The sequence below is a fragment of the Uruburuella testudinis genome, assembly GCF_022870865.1.
Taxonomy (GTDB): domain Bacteria; phylum Pseudomonadota; class Gammaproteobacteria; order Burkholderiales; family Neisseriaceae; genus Neisseria; species Neisseria testudinis.
The window spans coordinates 1,950,772-1,970,943 of record NZ_CP091508.1; the positions used below are offsets into that span (position 1 = coordinate 1,950,772).

Here is a 20,172-nt window from a genome sequence, read left to right on the forward strand (position 1 = left end):
AAAAACAACCTAATTGCGTTGGTTTGCCTTATCAGCTTATTGTTGTGAATGGGCAATCAAATATTATCCCGCAACAGCCAGGCTGAAAACAGCAGATTAAAGACCACGCCCACTGCTACCGTTAAACCGAATGATGCGACCGCCGGCGTGCTGCTGAACGCCAGCAGGCCAAACGAAATGCCGGTGGTGAGTGCCGCCAGCAGCAAGCCGCCAAACCGGGCTGCTTGGCTTTCGTGGGCAGCATAGGCATACACCGCGTAATCCACGCCGATGGCCGACACCAGCAGCAGCCCGAACATGGCAAACAGGCTCACCGGCAGAGCCAGCCAGCCCAACACCGCCACACTGCACACCGCCGCCGCCAACGGCACCGCCAACACCAGCGTGCCGCGTTTGGCGCCGAACACCTTCCACAACAGCAGCCACGCCAAGGCATACGAAGCCAATTTCAACCAGGCAGCCTGATTGCGGGTGTGCCGAAACAATTCATTCAGATGTGCGCGCTTATCCGCCCAATGCACGCCGCTCAACCCCGATAATGCCGACTGCACCGCCGCCGTATCGCGCACACCGCTCAAGCGCACCACCGCCGCCAACCGCCCGGGCGCCGCCTCGCCTAAATATAAAGGCCGCCAAGCCTCGCCCAACCCGGTTTTGAGGCCGTCTGAAAGCGATATGGCCGGCTGTGCCGCCGCTTCACGCAAAGCCCGGCGCATGGCTGGGCGCGGCACACCGATTTCGCGCATGGCCGCCCAAGCTTGCGGCTGCCCGGCCAAATCATTCAGGCGGTTTTGCAAAGCCTGTTGTTCGCTTGCCGTTGCCAGCCATTGGTCGAGCGACTGCCAAGCGGCCAATTTTCCCGCCGCCTGAAGTGGCTGCAAAACCTGCCCCACCCGCGCACTTTGTTGCAGCAGGGCGTTTTCGTCTGCCGCCTCTACCACCACATATTGGCCGCCGAAATCGGTGCCGCTCAATACGCCGATTTGCTGTGCTTCGGCCAGCAACGGCGGCGGCAGCACCACCCATTGGCGGATATCGTCGTGCCAATCGCTGCGCCACAGCCCGCCGGCCAGCAGCAGGCCGAGCAACACCAGCCAGCCGCGCTTGTGCAAACGTTTTTTCAGACGGCCTGCATAAGGGTGCAATGCGTTTGCCAGCCGTGCAAACGGCACACTTTTATTGTGATAACGCGCAAACAGCGGCGGCAGCCACCACACCGTTGCGCCGAATGCACCCAACAGCGCAAAACCGGAAAACACCGCCGTTTGCCGCAACACCGGCAGCGGCGTAAACCACAGCAGCGCATAGCCCGCCACCGTTACCGTCAGGCTGACCGCAAACGTGGGCAACACATGCCGCATCGCTGCCTGCGCCTGCCAGCTGCGGCGGCTTGAGGCCGTCTGAAACACCGAGGGCGTGAGCCAATGCAGCGGAAAATCCACCAGCATCCCCACCAGGCTGGTGCCGATCACAATCGTGAGGATATGCACTTCACCAAACAACGCCAGCACCGCCGCCAAACCCGTGAGCATGCCCGCGCCCAACGGCAAAGTGAGCGCCAGCACGCGGCCGCTGCGGAACACCCACAGCAACAAGGCCAAGGTCAGCCCCAGCCCTGCTGCACCCATCAACCGGCTTTCGCGCTCGGCTGCCGCTTTGGCCGCCGCCGCAAACACCGCACCGCCCGCGCTCAAGCTTTGCACGCCCTGTTTTTCGGCCAGTGCGCGGCTTTGCTGCAACAGCGGCAACAAATCCGCACCGGCATCCGCCACGCTGTTTTGCCCGCGCAGCCTGCCGCGCAACCATACCCAAGTGTGGCCGCGCTCATCTTCGGTAAACAACATGCCGTGTTCCGCATCCCATTGCAAACGGCTTTGCGGCTGCGCCTGCGCCAAACTGAAACGGCCGAAACCGAGCCAGTCTTGATCCAAAGGCAGCGGCGATGTGGTGGCAAACGGATTGGCCGCATCTTGCGCCCGGATTTGAAAATATTGTGCCGCATCTTCCATCAACAAGGCGCGTTCGGCGGCCGGCAATGCGGCCAAACCGAGCTGCGCCGCCTCTGTGCGCACTTGCGCCAAATCCGGCATGATTTCGCTGTCTACCGCCGCAAATAAACCGCTCTTGCGCCACAATGCCGCGATATCGGAAGCCGTCTGAAATGCTTTATCTGCCTCAGCGCTGCCCGCCAGCAACACCACCTGCCCGTTTGCCTGCGCCTCATTGGCTTTATCTGCCGCCTGCAACAACACATCCGGCCGCTGCTCCTGCGGCAACAGTGCGGTGAGGCCGGTTTGCAGCCACGGCCGTGCCGCCAAGGTGTAGCATACAAACACGGCGGCGAGTGCGATAAAAAAGGTGTAGATAACACGGGATTTGCGGGTCATGATCGGTTTGGTTTTTGTCGCTCTGACACTTGCCTCGGGCACTTTGCCGAGTGTGTCGGATTCGAGACTCCGGCCTAAAAGCTTTTCAGACGGCCTGATAAAAGTTTGATGCTTGGCGCCGATTAGCCATTCACTTCAACGCCGCCTGTGCAAACGCATCCGGCGCCTGGTTGGTGGTGATGCCGCTAAACGTCATCACCGTGCGGTCACCCTGTTTTTCGTTCAACTCAATCCGGCGCACCACAGCATCGCCGCTGATTTCAATACGGTCAAACACCTGCTTCATCAGCGTGGTTTTCGGGGTCAGCCGCAACGTCCATTTTTGGGCATTGCCGCTCAATTGCAGCGCAAACTGTTTTTCCAGCCCTGCCGTATTGCCGCCGAGCAAATCGAGAAACAGCTTGATTTGCTGCGCTTGGCCGCTCCTGCCGCTGCCGGCCACCCAGGTTTTGCCGTTCCACTGCATAATGCCGTCGGCACGCACACGCAGGCGGTTTTCAAACGGCTTTTGCATCTGCCACAGCAAACCGCGCCCGGGCAGCAACACAAAACGGCCTTGTGTGGTCATGGGCTTGTTGAGCGATTTCAAGTAACGCTGCTGGGTAAACGCGCCTTGCACGTTTTGCGGTTTTTGCAGGGTTTGCGCCAGCTCCGCGCCTGAAAAAGCCCACAATATCGGGCTGAATAAGGCCAGGCCGGCGGCGAATATCCGTTTTTTCATGCCGATTCTCAAAACAAGGTTGATTGATGGTGCGGATTGTAAACCATAAACCATCAGGCCGTCTGAAAATCAATTGCCGATGCAGGCTTTGATATAACCAAACCTGATTAACATACAACCAACCATTCTTTCCCTTTTTCAGACGGCCTGTTTAAAGTAGCGCCACGATTATCAACCTTATTGCCCTGCTATGCGATTGTTAAAAACCCCCAGCGTGCTGCCCGGCTTCAACCTCAGCCTCGGCCTTACCGTGCTGTGCCTCTCGCTGCTGGTATTGCTGCCGTTTGCCATGATGGCGGCGCAAACGGCGGCCATCGGGTGGACGGCGTTTTGGCAGACCATTACCGAGCCCAATGTTTTGGCGGCGGTGTGGTTGAGCCTGCGCATGTCGTTTTATGCCATGCTGACCAATATTGTGTTCGGCACGCTGGTGGCCTGGGTGTTGGTGCGCTATGAGTTTCCGGGCAAAAACCTAGTCAACGCCTTGGTAGATTTGCCGTTTGCGCTGCCCACGGCGGTAACCGGCATCGCATTGGCCACGCTGTATGCGCCCAACGGCTGGCTCGGCCGCTGGTTTGCCCCGCTCGATATCAAAATCGCTTTCACGCCGATCGGCATTTGGATTGCGCTGGTATTTGTGAGCCTGCCGTTTATCGTGCGCGCCGTGCAGCCGGTGCTCGAAGAGTTGCCTGTCGAATACGAAGAAGCCGCCGCCACACTGGGAGCCGCTCGCTTTACCGCTTTACGGCGCGTGTTGCTGCCGGAAATCATGCCGGCGCTGCTCACCGGCTCCGGCATGATGTTTGCCCGCGCCACCGGCGAATACGGCTCGGTGATTTTTATCGCCGGCAACATTCCGATGGTATCGGAAATCCTGCCGCTGATCATTACCGGCAAGCTCGAGCAATTCGACGTGCAGGGTGCATCGGCGGTTGCGCTGTTTATGCTGATGATTTCTTTTGTGATTTTATTTTTGCTCAACCTCAGCCAATGGGCGCTGAGCAAACGGGCGGGGGCAAAAGCATGAGCCGAAATGCAAACATCAATCCCAATCTTACCGAACCGCGCTGGCTGCGCCTGACCTTAATCGGCATTGCGCTGGCGTTTTTGCTGCTGATGCTGGTGGTGCCGCTCACAGCAGTATTTTACGAAGCCTTGCGGGGCGGATGGCAGCTTTATCTGGAATCGCTCACCAACAGCGAAGCGCTGGCCGCCATCAGGCTGACGCTGATTACCGCTGCCATTGTGGTGCCGGTCAATGCCGTGCTCGGCATCGCCATGGCCTGGCTGCTCACCCGCTTTGATTTTTACGGCAAGCAATTTTTAACCACACTGCTCGATTTGCCTTTTTCCGTGTCGCCAGTGGTGGCCGGCCTGATGTTTGTGCTGCTGTTCGGCGCCCACACCGCCATCGGCGGCTGGCTCGAAGCCCAAGGCATTCAGATTATTTTTGCGATTCCGGGCATTATTTTAGCCACCTTGTTTGTTACCTTTCCATTTGTGGCGCGCGAGCTGATTCCGCTGATGCAGGCGCAGGGCGACAGCGAGGAGCAGGCTGCGCTGATTTTGGGTGCCTCGGGCCGGCAGATGTTTTGGCGCATTACCCTGCCCAACATCAAATGGGCGCTGCTCTACGGCATTATTCTCACCAATGCCCGCGCCATGGGCGAATTCGGCGCCGTGAGCGTGGTGAGCGGCCACATCCGCGGCGAAACCAATACCATTCCGCTGCTGGTAGAAATTTTATATAACGAATACAGCTTTACCGGCGCATTTGCTTTATCGAGCGTGTTGGCATTGCTGGCCTTGGCCACGCTGGCGCTGCAAAACATCATCACCCGCATCCAAGATAAAAAACTCGCCGCCGCCGAAAGGAGCGCAACATGAGCATCACCATTCAAAACCTCAACAAACATTTCGGCAGCTTTCAGGCGCTCAACAACATCAACCTGAATGTGCCCACCGGCAAACTCACTTCGCTGCTGGGGCCTTCCGGCTGCGGCAAAACCACGCTGCTGCGCATCATCGCCGGGCTTGAAAATGCCGACAACGGCAAGATTTTGTTTGACGGCCAAGACGTGACCGGCAAGCATGTGCGCGAACGCAAAGTCGGCTTTGTGTTTCAACACTACGCCCTATTCCGGCACATGAATGTGTTTGACAACGTCGCCTTCGGTCTTTCGGTATTGCCCAAATCAGATCGCCCCGGCAAAGCCGAAATACGCGCGCGGGTAGAAGAATTGCTGGCGCTGGTGCAGCTTTCGCATCTGGCCAAGGCCTATCCGCACCAGCTTTCAGGCGGCCAGCGCCAACGCATCGCACTGGCGCGCGCGCTGGCGGTGAAGCCCAAGCTGCTGCTGCTCGACGAGCCTTTCGGCGCACTCGATGCCAAAGTGCGCAAAGAGCTGCGCACCTGGTTGCGCGACATCCACCACGAATTGGGCATCACCAGCATTTTAGTCACCCACGATCAGGAAGAAGCGCTGGAAGTATCCGATGAAATCGTGGTGATGAACCACGGAAAAATCGAGCAAACCGGTAATGCCGACACCCTTTACCGCAGCCCCGCCAACGCCTTTGTGACTGAATTTTTGGGCGAAACCGATGCTTTTGAAGGCCGCATCGAAAAAGGCGCCTGGCAGTATCACGGTTTCAGATGGCCTCTGGAAGCCGCCGCCTGGCAGGAGCAGACCGCCACCGCCTACGTGCGCCCGCACGAATGGGCGCTGGCCGAAAACGGCACACCGATGCTCACCGCGCGCATCGGCAAAATCCATGCCGCCGGCGCCCTCACCCACCTGACCCTGCAACCGGAGCAAGGCCGCGAAATCCATGTAACGTTTGCCGGCAGCGAAGCCGCACAACGCGGGTTTACCGTCGGCCAAAACATTGCCCTTACCCCCAAGCAGATTTATGTGTTTTCACAAAACGAGCTGATTGATTATTCGATTTAAGTCATACAGCGGTCAGGCCGTCTGAAAACCAATTCAGACGGCCTGATTACTGTATGGCAGCCGGCTTACCCTGCCGCCGCACCATTGTGTTTGCCCTTCCCAGCAGCTTTATAGGCCGTCTGAAAGCATTTTGTATCAAAATACACACCGATTAACAATATCTTTACAGTTACAACGGATTACATTTATACTAGGGTGTCCTGACCATTCATATATCATCATCTTTTTTGCGCTAAAAACACATCTGCTGCGTTAAAAAGCCTCGCAAGATGCCCAATCTTGCTGCGTTTTTTACCTGGCATCTGTACTTTTATCACAAAAAATCTGAATAATTCTGAATGGTCATGACACCCTAGGCCGTCCGGCCCGAAATCCGCAACTCAACCCGGCCGTATCATTAACCACAACCACCATAAGTAAAAAAAGGAGAGGCAATGGCTCAGCAAAAAGACCCGCGTCCCGACAATGTCGAGCTGCTCAGCGCCCAATTACCGATTACCGATTTCAAAGGTTTGATCACAACCATTATTGCGGCTGTTATCTGTTTCGGCATCTATCAGATTCTGCCCTACGACATCAACGCCAACAAAGGCATCGCTGTGCTGCTGTTTGTGGCGATTTTATGGTTTACCGAAGCCGTACACATTACCGTTACCGCGCTGATGGTGCCGATTTTGGCCGCTGTTATCGGCATCCCCGAAATGGACACCAAAACCGCACTGGCCGGCTTTGCCGACCCGATTATCTATATTTTCTTCGGCGGCTTCGCGCTGGCGACCGCACTGCACATGCAAAGGCTCGACCGAAAAATCGCGCTGTGGCTGATTTCACTTTCAGGCGGCAATATGAAAATTGCCGTGCTGGCCATCTTTGTCGTTACCGCCTTTTTATCGATGTGGATCAGCAACACCGCCACCGCCGCCATGATGCTGCCGCTGGTGCTGGGCATGATGGATCACCTCGATCGCGAAAAAGAGCGCAAAACCTTTGTGTTTGTGTTGCTGGGCGTGGCCTATTGCGCCAGCATCGGCGGCTTGGGCACCATTGTCGGCTCGCCGCCCAACGCCATCGCCGCCAAAGCGCTGGATCTTGATTTTGCCGGCTGGATGAAAATGGGTTTGCCGATGATGCTGCTGATTCTGCCGCTGATGCTGTTTGCACTGTATGTGATACTGCGCCCCAACCTCAACGACCGGGTGGAAGTCAAAGGTGAACATATTCCGTGGACGCTGCACCGTGTGCTGGCCATGCTGATTTTCTTGGGCGCCGTTGTGGCGTGGATTTTCGGCAGTAAAATCAAAGAGGTTTTCGGCATCACCAACCCCGACACCGTTGTGGCGCTCACTGCCGCCGTGGCCGTGGTGGTATTTGGCGTGGCGCGCTGGAAAGAAATCGCCCGCAACACCGACTGGGGCGTGCTGATGCTGTTCGGCGGCGGCATCGCCTTAAGCTCGCTGCTGCAAAAATCAGGCGCATCGCTGGCTTTGGGTCAAGAGCTGGCCAGCACGTTTGTCTTGGCACACCCGCTGATTGTGGTGTTGGCCGTTGCCGCCTTTATTATCTTCTTAACCGAATTTACCAGCAACACCGCCTCCGCCGCGCTGCTGGTGCCGATTTTCGCCAGCATCGCCACCCAAATGGGGCTGCCCAAAGAAGTGTTGGTGTTTGTGATCGGCATCGGTGCATCCTGCGCCTTTATGCTGCCGGTTGCCACCCCGCCCAACGCCATCGTGTTCGGCACCGGCCTGGTGAAACAAAAAGAAATGATGCGCGTGGGTATCTTGCTGAATATCTTGTGTATATTCCTCGTCGGCTTCTGGGCTTACTTCGTGCTGATTTAAATGCATAAAGCTTGATAAATCATGCCGTCTGAAAATTTTCAGACGGCATTTTTGATATTAATTAAGTTGTATTTGCAACACCCGCATTTGCTACACTTTAATTTACCGCTTCAGTGCAGCCCCTGCAACAAAACTTTCAACCACATTTTTTCAGACGGCATCATTCGCAGTTTATAGCAGACGCCCGATTTGAAATGCCCGCAAAACCATTCTTTCAAAGCCCGAATTTTGTGCCGCACGCACTATAACCCCTCATTTTCACTTATAATAGCAGCCTGATTTTGCCGACAAAGTTTGTTATGACCGCGCAGCACCCCATCCACACCGTTACCCTCGCCTTTACCGGCGCCTCCGGTATGCCTTACGGCATGCGCCTGCTCGAATGCCTGCTGCAATCGGGAAAAACCGTATGGCTGCTGTATTCCCAAGCCGCGCAAGTGGTGGCGCAGCAAGAAATGGGCTTAAACCTGCCGGCATCTGCCGGCGCCTGCCAAACTGCATTGTGCGAGCGTTTTCAGGTTTCAGACGGCCGCCTGCGCGTGTTTGGCAAAGATGAATGGTTTGCCCCACCCGCCTCCGGCACCAATCCTGCCGACGCCATGATTATCTGCCCCGCCAGCATGGGCGTGGTGGCCGCCGTGGCGCACGGCACATCCGACCATTTGATCGAGCGCGCCGCCGATGTGGCATTGAAAGAGCGCCGGCCGTTGGTGATTGTGCCGCGTGAAGCGCCTTTTTCTTCACTGCATCTGGAAAACCTGCTCAAGCTTTCACAAGCAGGCGCCGTGATTCTGCCGCCTTCCCCCGGCTTTTACCACCACCCGCAAAACATCGGCGACATGATTGATTTTGTGGTGGCGCGCATTCTCGATCAATTGCGCATCCCCCATACGCTGATGAAAAAATGGGGAGAAAAATAATGGAAGGTTTACAAGAGCTTGTAGAAATGTTGGCTGCTTTTGCGCATTGGATATTGACAATCCTCGATGCTTTGTTTTAAGCTGCAAGCCATGAACTCTTCAAACATTCGCCCCTTCGCTTATTTTTATTGGTACCACACAACCGTGCGGTACTCTTTTGCGCTTGTTTGAAACACAGCACCACCTAGCAAATGCGAAAAAGCAGCCGCCCGATTACCACAGGCGGCCTTTTTATTTGCCGCCAAGATATACCGCTCAGGAGCAAATAAAATGAAAACCGCTATTCAAACCGCCAACATCAACAACGCCGACACCGCTGTTTTACACCGCTGCCACATGATTGTCGACGGCAATATCCACCGCCCCGATTTATGCATCGCAACCTTACCTGCCGACAGCAATAATCTGATCAGTGAAGCCTTGTTGCCGCAAGTGCGCTCCACCGCCACCCTGATTGCCGCCATGCGCCACGATTTCAACCACGCCAGCCCCGATGTCTTCACCGAAGAAGCCGATTGGTTTGCCGCCCGCATCATCGTATTGGGCGTGCGCCGCTTCCACCTCGACATCACCCTGACCCCGATGCTGCAAACCGCCAACCGCCGTGCCGAAGCCTTTGCCCGTGCCCGCGGTCTGCCCTTCACCCCGGCCGAAATGCGCATGAGCCTGCATGCCGGCCGCCCTGCCAACCTGCTGATTATCGAAACAGAACACCAACCCTCGCAAAACGGCATCATTGCCAACAGCTTAGCGCTGGCGCAAAAATTAACCTCTGCGCACAGATAACACCCTCAGATAATTCCATGCTGCCCGTTATCCGGTTTGATTTGAAAAACATTTACCGCCGACACATTTATTGTTGTTAACAGCCTAGGGGGTCCTGATGTGTTGTTTATGAGGGGATTTTTGTTTCTGGAAATGCAGATGCGTTTTCAGAAACAAAATACCCCCGTAAATCGAATTTTCAAAACACAAATGCTTTTTGCATCAACCCGGCACAACAAGGCCGTCTGAAAGCGGATTCGGTTTTTCAGACGGCCTTGATCATCATTTCACTATATTTCTAAGACAAATGCGCCAGCAATTCCAACGGTGCGCCGATACGGCAGTCTTGCAACCAGTTTTCAGGGCGGTCGTCTGCCGCGATGTAGCCCCAATCTGCCAACACCGAAAACATGCCCGCATGTTTGCCGGCCTGCATATCGCGTTCGGCATCGCCCACATAGATACAACGCTCAGGGGCAACGCCGATTTGTGCACAGGCATAATGCATCGGCTTGGTGCTGGGCTTGGCTTCAGCGCAAGTGTCGCCGCTCACCACCACCGCCGGCGCCGTGACAAAGCCGAGCTTGGGCACCAGGCGATGAGTAAAGGTATGCGGTTTGTTGGTGATGATGCCCCATTGGATGCCGCGTCGGCCAAGCTCGGCAATCAATTCGTTCACGCCCTCAAACAACACGGTTTCGCAGTCGAAGCAGCGCTCATATTCGGCCAGATAATCTTGGCGCCATTGTGCGTATTGCGGATGGTTTTTGCCGATGCCCGCCCCCATCAGAATCAGGCCGCCGGCACCGTGGCTGGCCACAGGCCGCACTTCGCTCATGCTTTTTTCGGGCAGGCCGTGGCGGCGCAGCAAGCTGTTGAGCGCGCCGCCCAAATCAAGGGCAGTGTCGGCCAAAGTGCCATCCAGATCAAATAATACGGCTTGGGTGTTCATACGGGCTTCCTGTTAAAATAAAGGCCGTCTGAAATTTCAGACGGCCTTTATTTTAACAGAATCTGCAATCATTCAGACGGCCTGCTCTCCATCAAGGCGTACAAGGCTTTGGCATCTGTTGCCGCACTGTTTTCAGACGGCATAGTTTCATCGTAACTGTCAGTAACATCCACGCCTTGCGGGTCGAGGATTTTCAGAATCAGGAAAGGTTCACCAACCGCAGCCTCTTGGGAGATTTGAGCCCCGTCAAAAATTACGCTGTCAGTACTTGTCTCTTGGCCTGTTTGCGGGTTATTATGGGTTGTGGGCAATCGTTCCAGAACGCGGGTACTGTCTTTTTCGGTATCGTCTGTGTAGGAGGTATTGCCCACTTTCTTATCTAACACTTTATGCGTATAAGCCGCATACTCAAATTTCCCTGAATCACGTTCTACCGCCTGAACTTCCAGCAGCAATTTATAACCGTTTTTCAATTCCACCCATTTTTGATAGGCATGAAAAGCCATCATGCTTTTATCTTTGTGGTCGTGGTTGGGTTTCGATGTGCCCGTAAATTTGCCTCTTGAAAATACATCTGCAACAAAAGGTATGGCCAACGCACGAAGATTATTGCGGCGGCTGTCAAATGCCAAATGATTTATGCTATCGTTATGATTAAACTGAATCATCTTGCCATCTGATGCACGGATAGAACGCCCCTGCAAGTTGGCGGCCACCCATGCAGCCACCACTTTTTTACGTGCACCTTGCCCCATTTCCTTAGTAACATCAATCGCCTTTTCGGCAAGCAAGGCCGTTTCTTCAGCCGATAGCTCAGGAAAGGCCACCTTGCCGTTCTTATCGAGATTTTCTTCCGTTTTCTTGGTTTTCACCTTGAAACCCAACTGTTTGCGCAATGCCTCCACCTCTTTTAACAGCGGCAATTTCTTCAACGGATTTTTCTCAATGTTCCGCGCGGCAACCGCCGCTTTCAGACGGCCTGCCAATTTCATCTTCTCAATCGGGTTCATTGCTCTTCACTTTCTTGCGCGAATTCATCGGTTTTCAGGGCGTATGCATCAACAGCTTTTGCGACCAAATCTTGATCGTATTCATACACACGCGTTGCGATTTCTTCCATCTTGGCGTAGAAGTCATCGGCCAATACATCAATCTTGCCGTCGATTACATCTTGCAAGAATGCGCGGTCGTCTTCGACTTGCGGTTCGGTTGCAGCCGGTTGCTCTGTCTGAAATTCATTCTCTTGTGATTTATCGGCTTCCTCTTCATCGTATGAATCTTCATCCTTGATTTCGTTGCCGTCTTTATCAAACAAGAATAGATTCAACACCCAGCCGCCGTTTGTGCTGTCAAATGTTGCATCTTGATTAGCCAAGTCCAAAAGCTCGTCAATGGATTCGACTGTCTCAGCCTCAAGTGCTGCCTGCTCAATATTGCCTTCAGCTTCGTTAATGGTGCGATTATTGTCCAGCATCTCTCGGATTTGCAGAAGCTCCTCTTCGGCGGCTTTGGTATCGTCCATAACTCCCTCTTGCGTGTTAACGGAATCAAGTGTATCATTCTGACTAAGCGGTTTATCCGCTTGAAGATGACGGGGAAAAGGAGCTTTGTGTACTTCGACTATCCCGTCATTTTCTACGTCCAAGCTATCCATAATGGCATCCACACTTTCTTTCACTTGTAAATCGTAATGAAATTTACCACCTAAATCCTCACTCACAACAACACGCGCACCATAGGAAACGCCATCAACATTTACTACAGTTTTTAAATAATGGTATTTAATCCCAAGCTCTACTTCTTTATCTGAATAACTCTCCTGGCTTTCTTTGAATTTAATGCCGTTTGCAATAATTTCTTTAATCTTGACGGCCAGAAGTAATTTAATTGGATTTGCACTACTGTGTTTGTATTTTTTAGCGCCTGACCCCGAAAAACCTACATCTGCCTTTAATGCGCTACTGTAAACCGTTTGCCCCACCAAACCTTTCAAGTGGTCGAATGCGGCCTGACGAAGCGCCTTTTTCCCCTCTTCGGTATCAGTATCAAAATCGCCAAGCTCTTTGCCGGTTACCACAACGGGCTCAATGGTTGCTGTTTGACCGTCATTGCCTGCTGCCACGGCTTCAGACGGCATTTCTGATGCTTCCTGCACATCAGCAGGCGCCTCACTTGATTCTGATTGCTCGTCCAGCCATTCATTGCCCCATGCCAGCGCTTCATCAAGCGAGTTGGTTTTCTTGGGCTGAACAAATCCGCCGTTTGGCAGTTTAAACACAACCTCATAATCATAAGGGTTGCGTTTATACTCTGTGACATCTGAATTTTTATAAGCCCCGGAAATAACGACTTCTTTGTCGCCAACACTTTTTTTGGCCAAAAAGGTTCCCATGGCAGCATCATCATAATTCACAAAATAGCCCATACTTTCGGCTAAAGCCCGATAAGTTGCCATCAATTCATTTGTCGGCACAATGCGCTGCTCAAAAGCCTGCGCAAGCACATCATCCCCGTTTCTGTATGGGTTGTTATCCGACCATTCCAACGATGTATCATTTTCAGGGTTCGCTTCCGCTTTTTCAGACGGCATTGCGGAAGTTTCAGGCATTTGTGTGCCGTTTTCTTTCGCCTCAAGCTGCTGCACCAAATCAGCCAAAATACCCTCTTTCTCGGCAATTTCCTGTTCCATTTTGGCAAGATTGGCCACACGTTCGGCACGGGCGGCATTGGCTTTGGCAAAACGGGCGGTGTTTTTCTCTACCAGCGCCATCACTCGGCGGGCAACCTGCTGAATCGGCAAATCTTTGCCGTTTTCCCGCGCCACGGCAATGGTAATATCCTTGCGGTTCAACAACCATTTCCAGCTAATCAGCATATCGTCGGGGGTAATTTTCTGCGGCGTGGTATCGGGGTTGTGCAAAAGCACACTCACGGTTTGGCCGTCTGTCAGCTCAAACATCACCGCCACATTAGTTGTGCCGTTTTGTTTCATCGGCTTGCTGATAAATACACCGTTTTCAGCCACTTTCAGGCTGCTTGAGGCGCGATTTAGGGCGGTGCCGAGCAGGTTTGCGGTGCGTTCCAGCTTTTTGTTCTGCACCACCAGCGCATCAAATGCGGCTTCGTCTTCCAGCTCGGCGCCGTCTTCGATTTCGCTCTGCATCACGGCATCCATTGTTGCCGGCTCCAGCATTTCTTCGTAAGTGTCGGTGCTGCGCAAGCCGTAAATCAGCTTGGCGGCGGCGGTGTCGATATTGCTCCAGTCAATATTCGGGGTCATTTTCTGCTCCGTGTCGTAAGGGAAAGATTGTGCCGATACCAGCTTTTTGTGGTTGCCGTTGTCCAGCCACCATTCGAGTTGCGCTTTACTGCAAGCGAAAATTTCAGGCGATCGGCCTGTGGTGATTTCATAGGCGCGTGCGGCCTGCTCTTCATCAAAGAAATTCAGCATGATTTTATGTTCGTCAAACTTGCCGCCGGCAAACTGATTGATGATGAACGCCTGCTCTGCCTGTGGGAAAAGGCCGACATAACAATCTATCGGCTGCCCGTCTGCCCCCTTTGTGCCTGCGATTTCGCCGTAATCGGCGGCATAGCGCCAAGCCTTGCCGTTCTTGATGCGGTATTGGCCGCGCCTGACTTCAATATTGATTTTCATAAAAAAACCCTAAACTCCGTATCCATTTTATGGATTGAGTTTAGGGGCTTTCGGCAGTTAAAGCGGCTGCTGTTCCCGTTTCAGACGGCCTTGTTGTTATTTTCGCGGATTTCGAGAATCTCTACAATCAGCGGCGGATATTCTTCCGCTGAAACTTGCGCACGGTCGAAAACGGCGGTATGATGTTCTTTAAGCGATGGAGGGGTTCTAAGGGGGCGTTTGGTGCATACGTCATCTTGGTAGCAAACTCCATCATATGCAACTGCGCCAGAATCAGGGGATAGTTTTCGACTGTCCTCTTTTTCTTTGTCCTTTTCATAGTCTTTTACGGTGTAAACCAATAAATCTAATCCATCCGCAGCCAGCAAACCATCTGCCAACTCTGCTGCTTTTACCTGCATGTGCACCTGTTTGTCGGAAACATCTACCCATTTTCGGTAAACGTGAAATGCCGCAATATCGTTACGCTTCTCATCCGGCAGTTGCCGTCCGACAAAATTTCCCATCATCAGCACATCCACGGTATGCGAAACAGCAACTGCAACAATGGAATCATCAAATGCAACATCATAAGCGATATGATTTTTAGAACGTTTGCTAAATCGGACTGTTTTTCCGTCTGATGTCTCTACCGTCTTTCCTTGCATCTGCTTTAGATAATCCATCAGGGCTTTGCTTATAGCCTTGGCCGTTGCATTCTCGGGAATTTCCAAAGGCTGCAAACTCCGTACATCCAGCGGCTGCAACCCGCTTTCAGGCAGTTTGTTTACTTTTACCTTAAACCCTAGCTGCTTACGAAGTTCTTCTACCTCTTTTAACAGCGGCAGTTTTTTCAGCGGGTTTTTCTCAATGTTCCGCGCGGCAACCGCCGCTTTCAGACGGCCCGCCAATTTCATCTTCTCAATCGGGTTCATGATCACCTTTCATCACACGCCCGTAAGCCTGCCACTCCGCCAGGTCATTACGCTGCTCGTCGGCTATTTCTGCCATGCCTGCATATTCAGCCGCGCACTTTCCGAATAATGCCCAGCCTCGGGCAACGGCTTCGCCATCAGGTGTGCCGGCGATTGCAGCGGTTGCGGGCAGGTTTGCGCGGCTGCTTTGATTTTCGGCGTATTGCTGCAAGCGGCCAAGCTCGCTACGCAAATCAGCGATAACAGTTTTCGCATGTTGTCTCTCCTTTTCGATTTTCGTTTGTTCGGCGGCCAGCTTAGCCGTCGCGGCGCGTTCCTGCTGCAATACTGCCTCCGCCTGCCTGCCGTGCGCTTGTGCCAGTTCGGCGCTGATTGCTGCTGTTGCAGCGGCATGGCCTGCCCTGTATTGGGCGGCACGATCCTTGTAAATCGTTCGGGTTATTTTGACAAACAGGCATCAATCATCCGTGCCCGTCTTCATGCGCAGCGGGGCGGACGGTGCACACCAATTCATCGCCGTGGCCATGCGCCCTGCTCTCGGTTTGCACGGTAACATGGCTGATGTCTTGATGTTGCAAAACCTGTTCGATCCGGTGCGAGATGCGCTCCGCCTCAGCCACTGTCAAGCCGCCGTCAACTACAATATGGCACGATAAAACATGCAGGCCGCTGGTGATGGTCCAGATGTGCAGATCATGCACCGATTCCACACCCGGCACCTGCGTGATGGCGGCAACAATTTTATCGCTGTCTACACCAGTCGGAGCGCCTTCCATCAGAATATGCAGCGCACTTTTCAACACGCCCCAGCCGCTTTTAGCAATCAGCAGCGCCACCACCACACTGGCCAGCGGGTCGGCCCAACGCCAGCCGAACGCCATCATCAGCAACGCCGCCGCAATCGCGCCCACCGAGCCGAGCAAGTCGCCCAACACATGCAGATAGGCGCCGCGCATGTTGATGTTTTCATCGGTGTCGCCGCCGCGGTGCATATACCAGGCCACAAAAATATTCACCAGCAAACCGGCGCTGCTCACCGCCAGCATGCCGAGCGTGGCGATTTCGGGCGGGCGGATAAAGCGGCCGATGGCGGCATAAATAATCACGGCGGCAATCGCCAGCAGCGTCAGCCCGTTCAGCGCAGCCGCCAGAATTTCAAAGCGCTTGTAACCAAACGTATTGCGGCGGCTGCCCGGCCGTTCGCCGAAATGAAAAGCCGCCAGCGAAAGCCCCAGCGCAGCCGCATCGGAAAACATGTGCCCGGCATCAGACAATAGCGCCAAGCTGTTGGTGAGCAGGCCGCCGATGATTTCCACCAGCATAAATGCGGCGATAATCAACAGCGACACACGCAATACTTTTTTATTACTGCCATGAGCATGGGCGCCATGGTCGTGAGCATGATTATGGTGATTGTGCGACATCTATCTGCCTCTTTAACGGTGCGACACGTGCTCGAGCGCCTGCTTGAGCAGGCCGATAACATGCGTGTCGTCTTCAGAATAATATAAAGTAGCACCGGCACGGCGAAACTTCACCAAGCGCAGGTTTTTCAAAAAACGCAGCTGGTGCGAGGTAGCCGACTGGCTCAAACTGAGTTTGGCGGCAATTTCCCCCACCGCATGTTCGCCCGTACACAACAAGTGCAAGATGCGGATGCGGGTGGGGTCGGCCAGCGCTTTAAAAATCTGCGAAAGCTGAAACAAGGTTTCTTCATCAAGTTCGGTTTGCATTATATAATCTTATATGAGCAATTATTCATGTATTCGATACTATAAAGGCCGTCTGAAAAAGTCAATACTTTCAGACGGCCTCATCAGATTTCAGCCCGCATGATACTAGGCGAGGCAAGCTATAGATTCGGCAATTTTAATTCTAAAAATCTTTTGTTAATTTCTTTTTAAAACAATTAGATTGATTTAAAAAATTCAGTTATTTAATTGCCGTTTCTATAATGCAGCCAGGTTATTTTTTATGAATAGCTACGGCACAACCCGATCAACGCGCCACCAACACCGCCAAGCCCATGCCGCCGCCTACGCACAAAGTGGCCAGCCCTTTTTTCGCATCGCGCCGCTGCATTTCGTGCAGCAGCGTAACCAAAATACGGCAGCCCGATGCGCCGATGGGGTGGCCCAATGCAATCGCACCGCCGTTCACATTCACTTTTTCCATATCGAAGCCGAGATTCTTGGCCACACCCAACGCCTGGGCGGCAAATGCCTCATTGCCTTCAATCAAATCCACATCATCCAGATTCCACCCCGCTTTTGCCAACGCCATGCGCACCGCAGCCACCGGCCCCAAGCCCATCACTTCCGGTTCAACCCCGGCGGCGGCATAGCCTTTGATGACGGCCAACGGTTTCAAGCCCAATTCGGCGGCCTTTTCAGCAGACATCATCAACACCGCCGCCGCGCCGTCATTAATGCCCGAAGCATTGCCGGCGGTAACGCTGCCGTCTTTTTTAAACGCCGGCCGCAACGCCGCCAAACCCTCGGCGCCGGCATCGGCCTTAATGTATTCGTCGGCACTGATTTCCAGCGGTTCGCCCTTGCGCTGCGGCACGCTCACGGCGGCAATTTCCGCATCAAAACGCCCCTGCGCGCGGGCAGCAGCGGCTTTTTGCTGTGAAGCCAGCGCCAATTCATCTTGCTCTTCGCGACTGAGGCCGAGTTTGCCGACAATATTTTCCGCCGTTATTCCCATATGGTATTGCCGGTAGGCATCGGTCAGCCCGTCGTGCACCATGCTGTCCGTCAGCTTGCCGTCACCCATTTTCAAACCTTGGCGCATGTGCAGATAATGCGGGCTTTGCGACATTGATTCCTGCCCGCCCGCTACCACAATTTCCGCATCGCCGCACATAATCGCCTGTGCGGCCATCTGCACCGCTTTCATGCCCGAGCCGCACACCACATTCACCGTGGTGGCCGGCGTTTCAACCGGAATCCCCGCCGCCAGCGCCGCCTGCCGTGCCGGATTTTGGCCGACCCCTGTCGTCAGCACATTGCCCATAATCACTTCGCTAACTGCCTCAGGCGGCAAATCCGCCGCATCCAATACCGCCCGAATCGCTACCGCGCCCAACTGCGGCGCGCTCACCGATGCAAGGCTGCCCAAAAAACTGCCGATGGGGGTGCGCTTGGCGGCAACAATCACAACTTCTTTCATTCCTACACTCCTTTTGGTTTGTTTTTCTGCAAATTTTTCTACAAATCCGATATCCCGGTCTTGGTTTGTTTATGATGCCAGAAGCACCCGGCAACACTCTGTTTGATATGGCCAAGCTGCTCAGATACCGGCCTTACGCCGATACCGCCTGCCGTCTTATACCGATATTCACTGACTTTACCATAGATTATGCCTGCTTTTTTAACGTTTTCTCCAGGCCGTCTGAAATATATTTTTCAGACTTATTGTCTAAAATAAAGCTTATTCAATCTTTTTGCGTAAATTTTATTGCCAACAAAGTCCAAAAAGTCTAATATAGCACCAAACTTCCAACGCCACCCGATTTGATAAAAGCAAACAAAATGAACGCACAAACCCTTTACGACAAACTTTGGAACAGCCACATCGTCCGCGAAGAAGAAGACGGCACGGTATTGCTGTATATCGACCGCCACTTGGTACACGAAGTAACCAGCCCGCAAGCATTTGAAGGCCTGAAAATGGCTGGGCGCAAGCTGTGGCGCATCGACAGCGTGGTTTCCACCGCCGACCACAACACCCCCACCGACCATTGGGATGAAGGCATCAAAGACCCCATTTCCAAACTGCAAGTAGACACTTTGGATAACAACATCAAATCTTTCGGCGCACTGGCCTACTTTCCGTTTAAAGACAAAGGCCAGGGCATCGTGCACGTGATGGGCCCCGAACAAGGCGCCACCCTGCCCGGCATGACCGTGGTCTGCGGCGACTCGCACACCTCCACCCACGGTGCATTCGGCGCATTGGCGCACGGCATCGGCACCTCCGAAGTCGAACACACCATGGCCACCCAATGCATCACCGCCAAAAAATCCAAAGCCATGCTGATTAAAGTAGACGGCCGTCTGAAACCCGGCGTAACCGCCAAAGACGTGGCACTCTACATCATCGGCCGAATCGGCACCGCCGGCGGCACCGGCTACGCCATCGAATTCGGCGGCGAAGCAATTCAAAGCCTCTCTATGGAAGGCCGCATGACCTTGTGCAACATGGCCATCGAAGCCGGCGCACGCTCCGGCCTGGTGGCGGTTGACCAAACCACCATCGATTACGTACAAGGCAAACCGCTCGCCCCCAAAGGCGACGACTGGGAAAAAGCCGTAGCCTATTGGCGCACACTGGTTTCCGATGAAGGCGCACAGTTCGACAAAGTATTTGAATTTGATGCCGCCGACATCGAACCGCAAGTAACTTGGGGCACTTCGCCCGAAATGGTGCTCGACATCAACGGCAACGTGCCCAATCCCGCCGCCGAAGCCGATCCGGTCAAGCGCAGCGGCATGGAGCGCGCCCTGCAATACATGGGCTTGCAGGCCGATACCCCGTTGAATGAAATTCCGGTAGACGTAGTGTTTATCGGCTCCTGCACCAACAGCCGCATCGAAGACTTGCGCGAAGCCGCCGCCGTGGCCAAAGGCCGCAAAAAAGCCGCCAACGTCAGCCGCGTGCTGGTGGTGCCCGGCTCCGGCCTGGTAAAAGAGCAGGCCGAACAGGAAGGCTTGGATAAAGTATTCACCGAAGCCGGTTTTGAATGGCGCGAGCCGGGCTGCTCGATGTGTCTGGCCATGAATGCCGACCGCCTCGAGCCGCAAGAACGCTGTGCCTCCACTTCAAACCGCAACTTTGAAGGCCGCCAGGGCAACGGCGGACGCACCCACCTGGTCAGCCCGGCCATGGCGGCAGCGGCAGCCGTTACCGGCCATTTTACCGACGTGCGCGCATTAGGGGTATCCTGACCATTCGCTCGACGGGTGATCAGAACATCCTATAGATTCGGCAATTTTAATGCTAAAAATATTTTTTAGATTGATTTAAACATTCAGTTGTTTAATTGCCGTTTCTAT

17 protein-coding genes and 1 pseudogene are annotated in these 20,172 nt (G+C 53.9%); 7 read left to right on the top strand and 11 right to left on the bottom strand.

What is annotated here, in order from left to right; all coding sequences use genetic code 11:
- Nucleotides 1-56: 56 nt before the first annotated feature.
- Nucleotides 57-2,387 (bottom strand): MMPL family transporter, encoded by a 2,331-nt coding sequence (locus LVJ83_RS08935; RefSeq protein WP_244784166.1) that lies wholly within the window; start codon nucleotides 2,385-2,387, stop codon nucleotides 57-59.
- 130 nt (nucleotides 2,388-2,517) lie between these two features.
- Nucleotides 2,518-3,108, bottom strand: coding sequence for a LolA family protein (locus LVJ83_RS08940; protein WP_244784167.1), 591 nt, complete (start codon nucleotides 3,106-3,108; stop codon nucleotides 2,518-2,520).
- Nucleotides 3,109-3,298: 190 nt separating this feature from the next.
- Between LVJ83_RS08940 and cysT the strand changes: the two genes are divergently transcribed.
- From cysT to LVJ83_RS08970, 6 genes are all read left to right on the top strand, one after another.
- On the top strand, nucleotides 3,299-4,135 hold the full coding sequence (cysT, locus tag LVJ83_RS08945) for a sulfate ABC transporter permease subunit CysT (protein WP_244784168.1): 837 nt from the start codon (nucleotides 3,299-3,301) through the stop codon (nucleotides 4,133-4,135).
- A complete protein-coding gene (gene cysW / locus LVJ83_RS08950) occupies nucleotides 4,132-4,995 on the top strand; it encodes a sulfate ABC transporter permease subunit CysW (RefSeq protein WP_244784169.1) in 864 nt (287 codons plus the stop codon). The genes cysT and cysW overlap by 4 nt, the downstream gene beginning before the upstream one ends.
- Nucleotides 4,992-6,062, top strand: a complete 1,071-nt coding sequence (locus LVJ83_RS08955) for a sulfate/molybdate ABC transporter ATP-binding protein (RefSeq protein WP_244784170.1) — start codon at nucleotides 4,992-4,994, stop codon at nucleotides 6,060-6,062. The genes cysW and LVJ83_RS08955 overlap by 4 nt, the downstream gene beginning before the upstream one ends.
- Nucleotides 6,063-6,496: 434 nt before the next feature.
- On the top strand, nucleotides 6,497-7,903 hold the full coding sequence (locus LVJ83_RS08960) for an SLC13 family permease (protein ID WP_244784171.1): 1,407 nt from the start codon (nucleotides 6,497-6,499) through the stop codon (nucleotides 7,901-7,903).
- A 299-nt stretch (nucleotides 7,904-8,202) separates the two neighbouring features.
- Complete coding sequence (locus LVJ83_RS08965; protein ID WP_244784172.1) at nucleotides 8,203-8,823, top strand: flavin prenyltransferase UbiX; 621 nt, start codon at nucleotides 8,203-8,205, stop codon at nucleotides 8,821-8,823.
- Between the two features lie 270 nt (nucleotides 8,824-9,093).
- On the top strand, nucleotides 9,094-9,609 hold the full coding sequence (locus tag LVJ83_RS08970) for a hypothetical protein (protein ID WP_244784173.1): 516 nt from the start codon (nucleotides 9,094-9,096) through the stop codon (nucleotides 9,607-9,609).
- Between the two features lie 277 nt (nucleotides 9,610-9,886).
- On the opposite strand, the gene LVJ83_RS08975 is transcribed toward LVJ83_RS08970, so the two are convergent.
- The 9 genes and pseudogenes from LVJ83_RS08975 to LVJ83_RS09015 all read right to left on the bottom strand — a co-directional run bounded on the left by LVJ83_RS08975 (nucleotide 9,887) and on the right by LVJ83_RS09015 (nucleotide 18,286).
- Nucleotides 9,887-10,540, bottom strand: a complete 654-nt coding sequence (locus LVJ83_RS08975; protein WP_244784174.1) for an HAD family hydrolase — start codon at nucleotides 10,538-10,540, stop codon at nucleotides 9,887-9,889.
- A gap of 68 nt (nucleotides 10,541-10,608) precedes the next feature.
- Nucleotides 10,609-11,550, bottom strand: a complete 942-nt coding sequence (locus tag LVJ83_RS08980; RefSeq protein ID WP_244784175.1) for an LPD3 domain-containing protein — start codon at nucleotides 11,548-11,550, stop codon at nucleotides 10,609-10,611.
- Nucleotides 11,547-13,760 (bottom strand): defense against restriction DarA-related protein, encoded by a 2,214-nt coding sequence (locus LVJ83_RS08985; protein WP_244784176.1) that lies wholly within the window; start codon nucleotides 13,758-13,760, stop codon nucleotides 11,547-11,549. Before LVJ83_RS08985 ends, LVJ83_RS08980 begins: the two co-directional genes overlap by 4 nt.
- Before the next feature lie 183 nt (nucleotides 13,761-13,943).
- Nucleotides 13,944-14,198: pseudogene (locus tag LVJ83_RS13655) on the bottom strand (hypothetical protein); the annotation flags it as partial.
- A gap of 80 nt (nucleotides 14,199-14,278) precedes the next feature.
- Complete coding sequence (locus LVJ83_RS08995; protein WP_244784178.1) at nucleotides 14,279-15,112, bottom strand: LPD3 domain-containing protein; 834 nt, start codon at nucleotides 15,110-15,112, stop codon at nucleotides 14,279-14,281.
- Nucleotides 15,099-15,437 (bottom strand): hypothetical protein, encoded by a 339-nt coding sequence (locus LVJ83_RS09000; protein WP_244784179.1) that lies wholly within the window; start codon nucleotides 15,435-15,437, stop codon nucleotides 15,099-15,101. Before LVJ83_RS09000 ends, LVJ83_RS08995 begins: the two co-directional genes overlap by 14 nt.
- A gap of 136 nt (nucleotides 15,438-15,573) precedes the next feature.
- A complete protein-coding gene (locus tag LVJ83_RS09005) occupies nucleotides 15,574-16,536 on the bottom strand; it encodes a cation diffusion facilitator family transporter (protein ID WP_244784180.1) in 963 nt (320 codons plus the stop codon).
- A 12-nt stretch (nucleotides 16,537-16,548) separates the two neighbouring features.
- Entirely contained in the window at nucleotides 16,549-16,845 is a 297-nt protein-coding gene (locus LVJ83_RS09010; protein WP_244784181.1) for an ArsR/SmtB family transcription factor, read from the bottom strand.
- A gap of 265 nt (nucleotides 16,846-17,110) precedes the next feature.
- Nucleotides 17,111-18,286, bottom strand: a complete 1,176-nt coding sequence (locus tag LVJ83_RS09015) for an acetyl-CoA C-acetyltransferase (RefSeq protein ID WP_244784182.1) — start codon at nucleotides 18,284-18,286, stop codon at nucleotides 17,111-17,113.
- A gap of 362 nt (nucleotides 18,287-18,648) precedes the next feature.
- Between LVJ83_RS09015 and leuC the strand changes: the two genes are divergently transcribed.
- Nucleotides 18,649-20,064: a 3-isopropylmalate dehydratase large subunit gene (leuC, locus tag LVJ83_RS09020; RefSeq protein ID WP_244784183.1), complete on the top strand. Its 1,416-nt coding sequence runs from the start codon at nucleotides 18,649-18,651 to the stop codon at nucleotides 20,062-20,064.
- Nucleotides 20,065-20,172 lie beyond the last annotated feature (108 nt).

Coding starts and splice junctions, on each gene's coding strand:
- LVJ83_RS08965 (WP_244784172.1), top strand. CDS start 8,203: ATGACCGCGCAGCACCCCATCCACACCGTTACCCTCGCCTTTACCGGC.
- LVJ83_RS08935 (WP_244784166.1), bottom strand. CDS start 2,387: ATGACCCGCAAATCCCGTGTTATCTACACCTTTTTTATCGCACTCGCC.
- LVJ83_RS08955 (WP_244784170.1), top strand. CDS start 4,992: ATGAGCATCACCATTCAAAACCTCAACAAACATTTCGGCAGCTTTCAG.
- LVJ83_RS09010 (WP_244784181.1), bottom strand. CDS start 16,845: ATGCAAACCGAACTTGATGAAGAAACCTTGTTTCAGCTTTCGCAGATT.
- LVJ83_RS08960 (WP_244784171.1), top strand. CDS start 6,497: ATGGCTCAGCAAAAAGACCCGCGTCCCGACAATGTCGAGCTGCTCAGC.
- LVJ83_RS09015 (WP_244784182.1), bottom strand. CDS start 18,286: ATGAAAGAAGTTGTGATTGTTGCCGCCAAGCGCACCCCCATCGGCAGT.
- leuC (WP_244784183.1), top strand. CDS start 18,649: ATGAACGCACAAACCCTTTACGACAAACTTTGGAACAGCCACATCGTC.
- LVJ83_RS08975 (WP_244784174.1), bottom strand. CDS start 10,540: ATGAACACCCAAGCCGTATTATTTGATCTGGATGGCACTTTGGCCGAC.
- LVJ83_RS08995 (WP_244784178.1), bottom strand. CDS start 15,112: ATGAACCCGATTGAGAAGATGAAATTGGCGGGCCGTCTGAAAGCGGCG.
- LVJ83_RS09005 (WP_244784180.1), bottom strand. CDS start 16,536: ATGTCGCACAATCACCATAATCATGCTCACGACCATGGCGCCCATGCT.
- LVJ83_RS08970 (WP_244784173.1), top strand. CDS start 9,094: ATGAAAACCGCTATTCAAACCGCCAACATCAACAACGCCGACACCGCT.
- LVJ83_RS08940 (WP_244784167.1), bottom strand. CDS start 3,108: ATGAAAAAACGGATATTCGCCGCCGGCCTGGCCTTATTCAGCCCGATA.
- cysT (WP_244784168.1), top strand. CDS start 3,299: ATGCGATTGTTAAAAACCCCCAGCGTGCTGCCCGGCTTCAACCTCAGC.
- cysW (WP_244784169.1), top strand. CDS start 4,132: ATGAGCCGAAATGCAAACATCAATCCCAATCTTACCGAACCGCGCTGG.
- LVJ83_RS08980 (WP_244784175.1), bottom strand. CDS start 11,550: ATGAACCCGATTGAGAAGATGAAATTGGCAGGCCGTCTGAAAGCGGCG.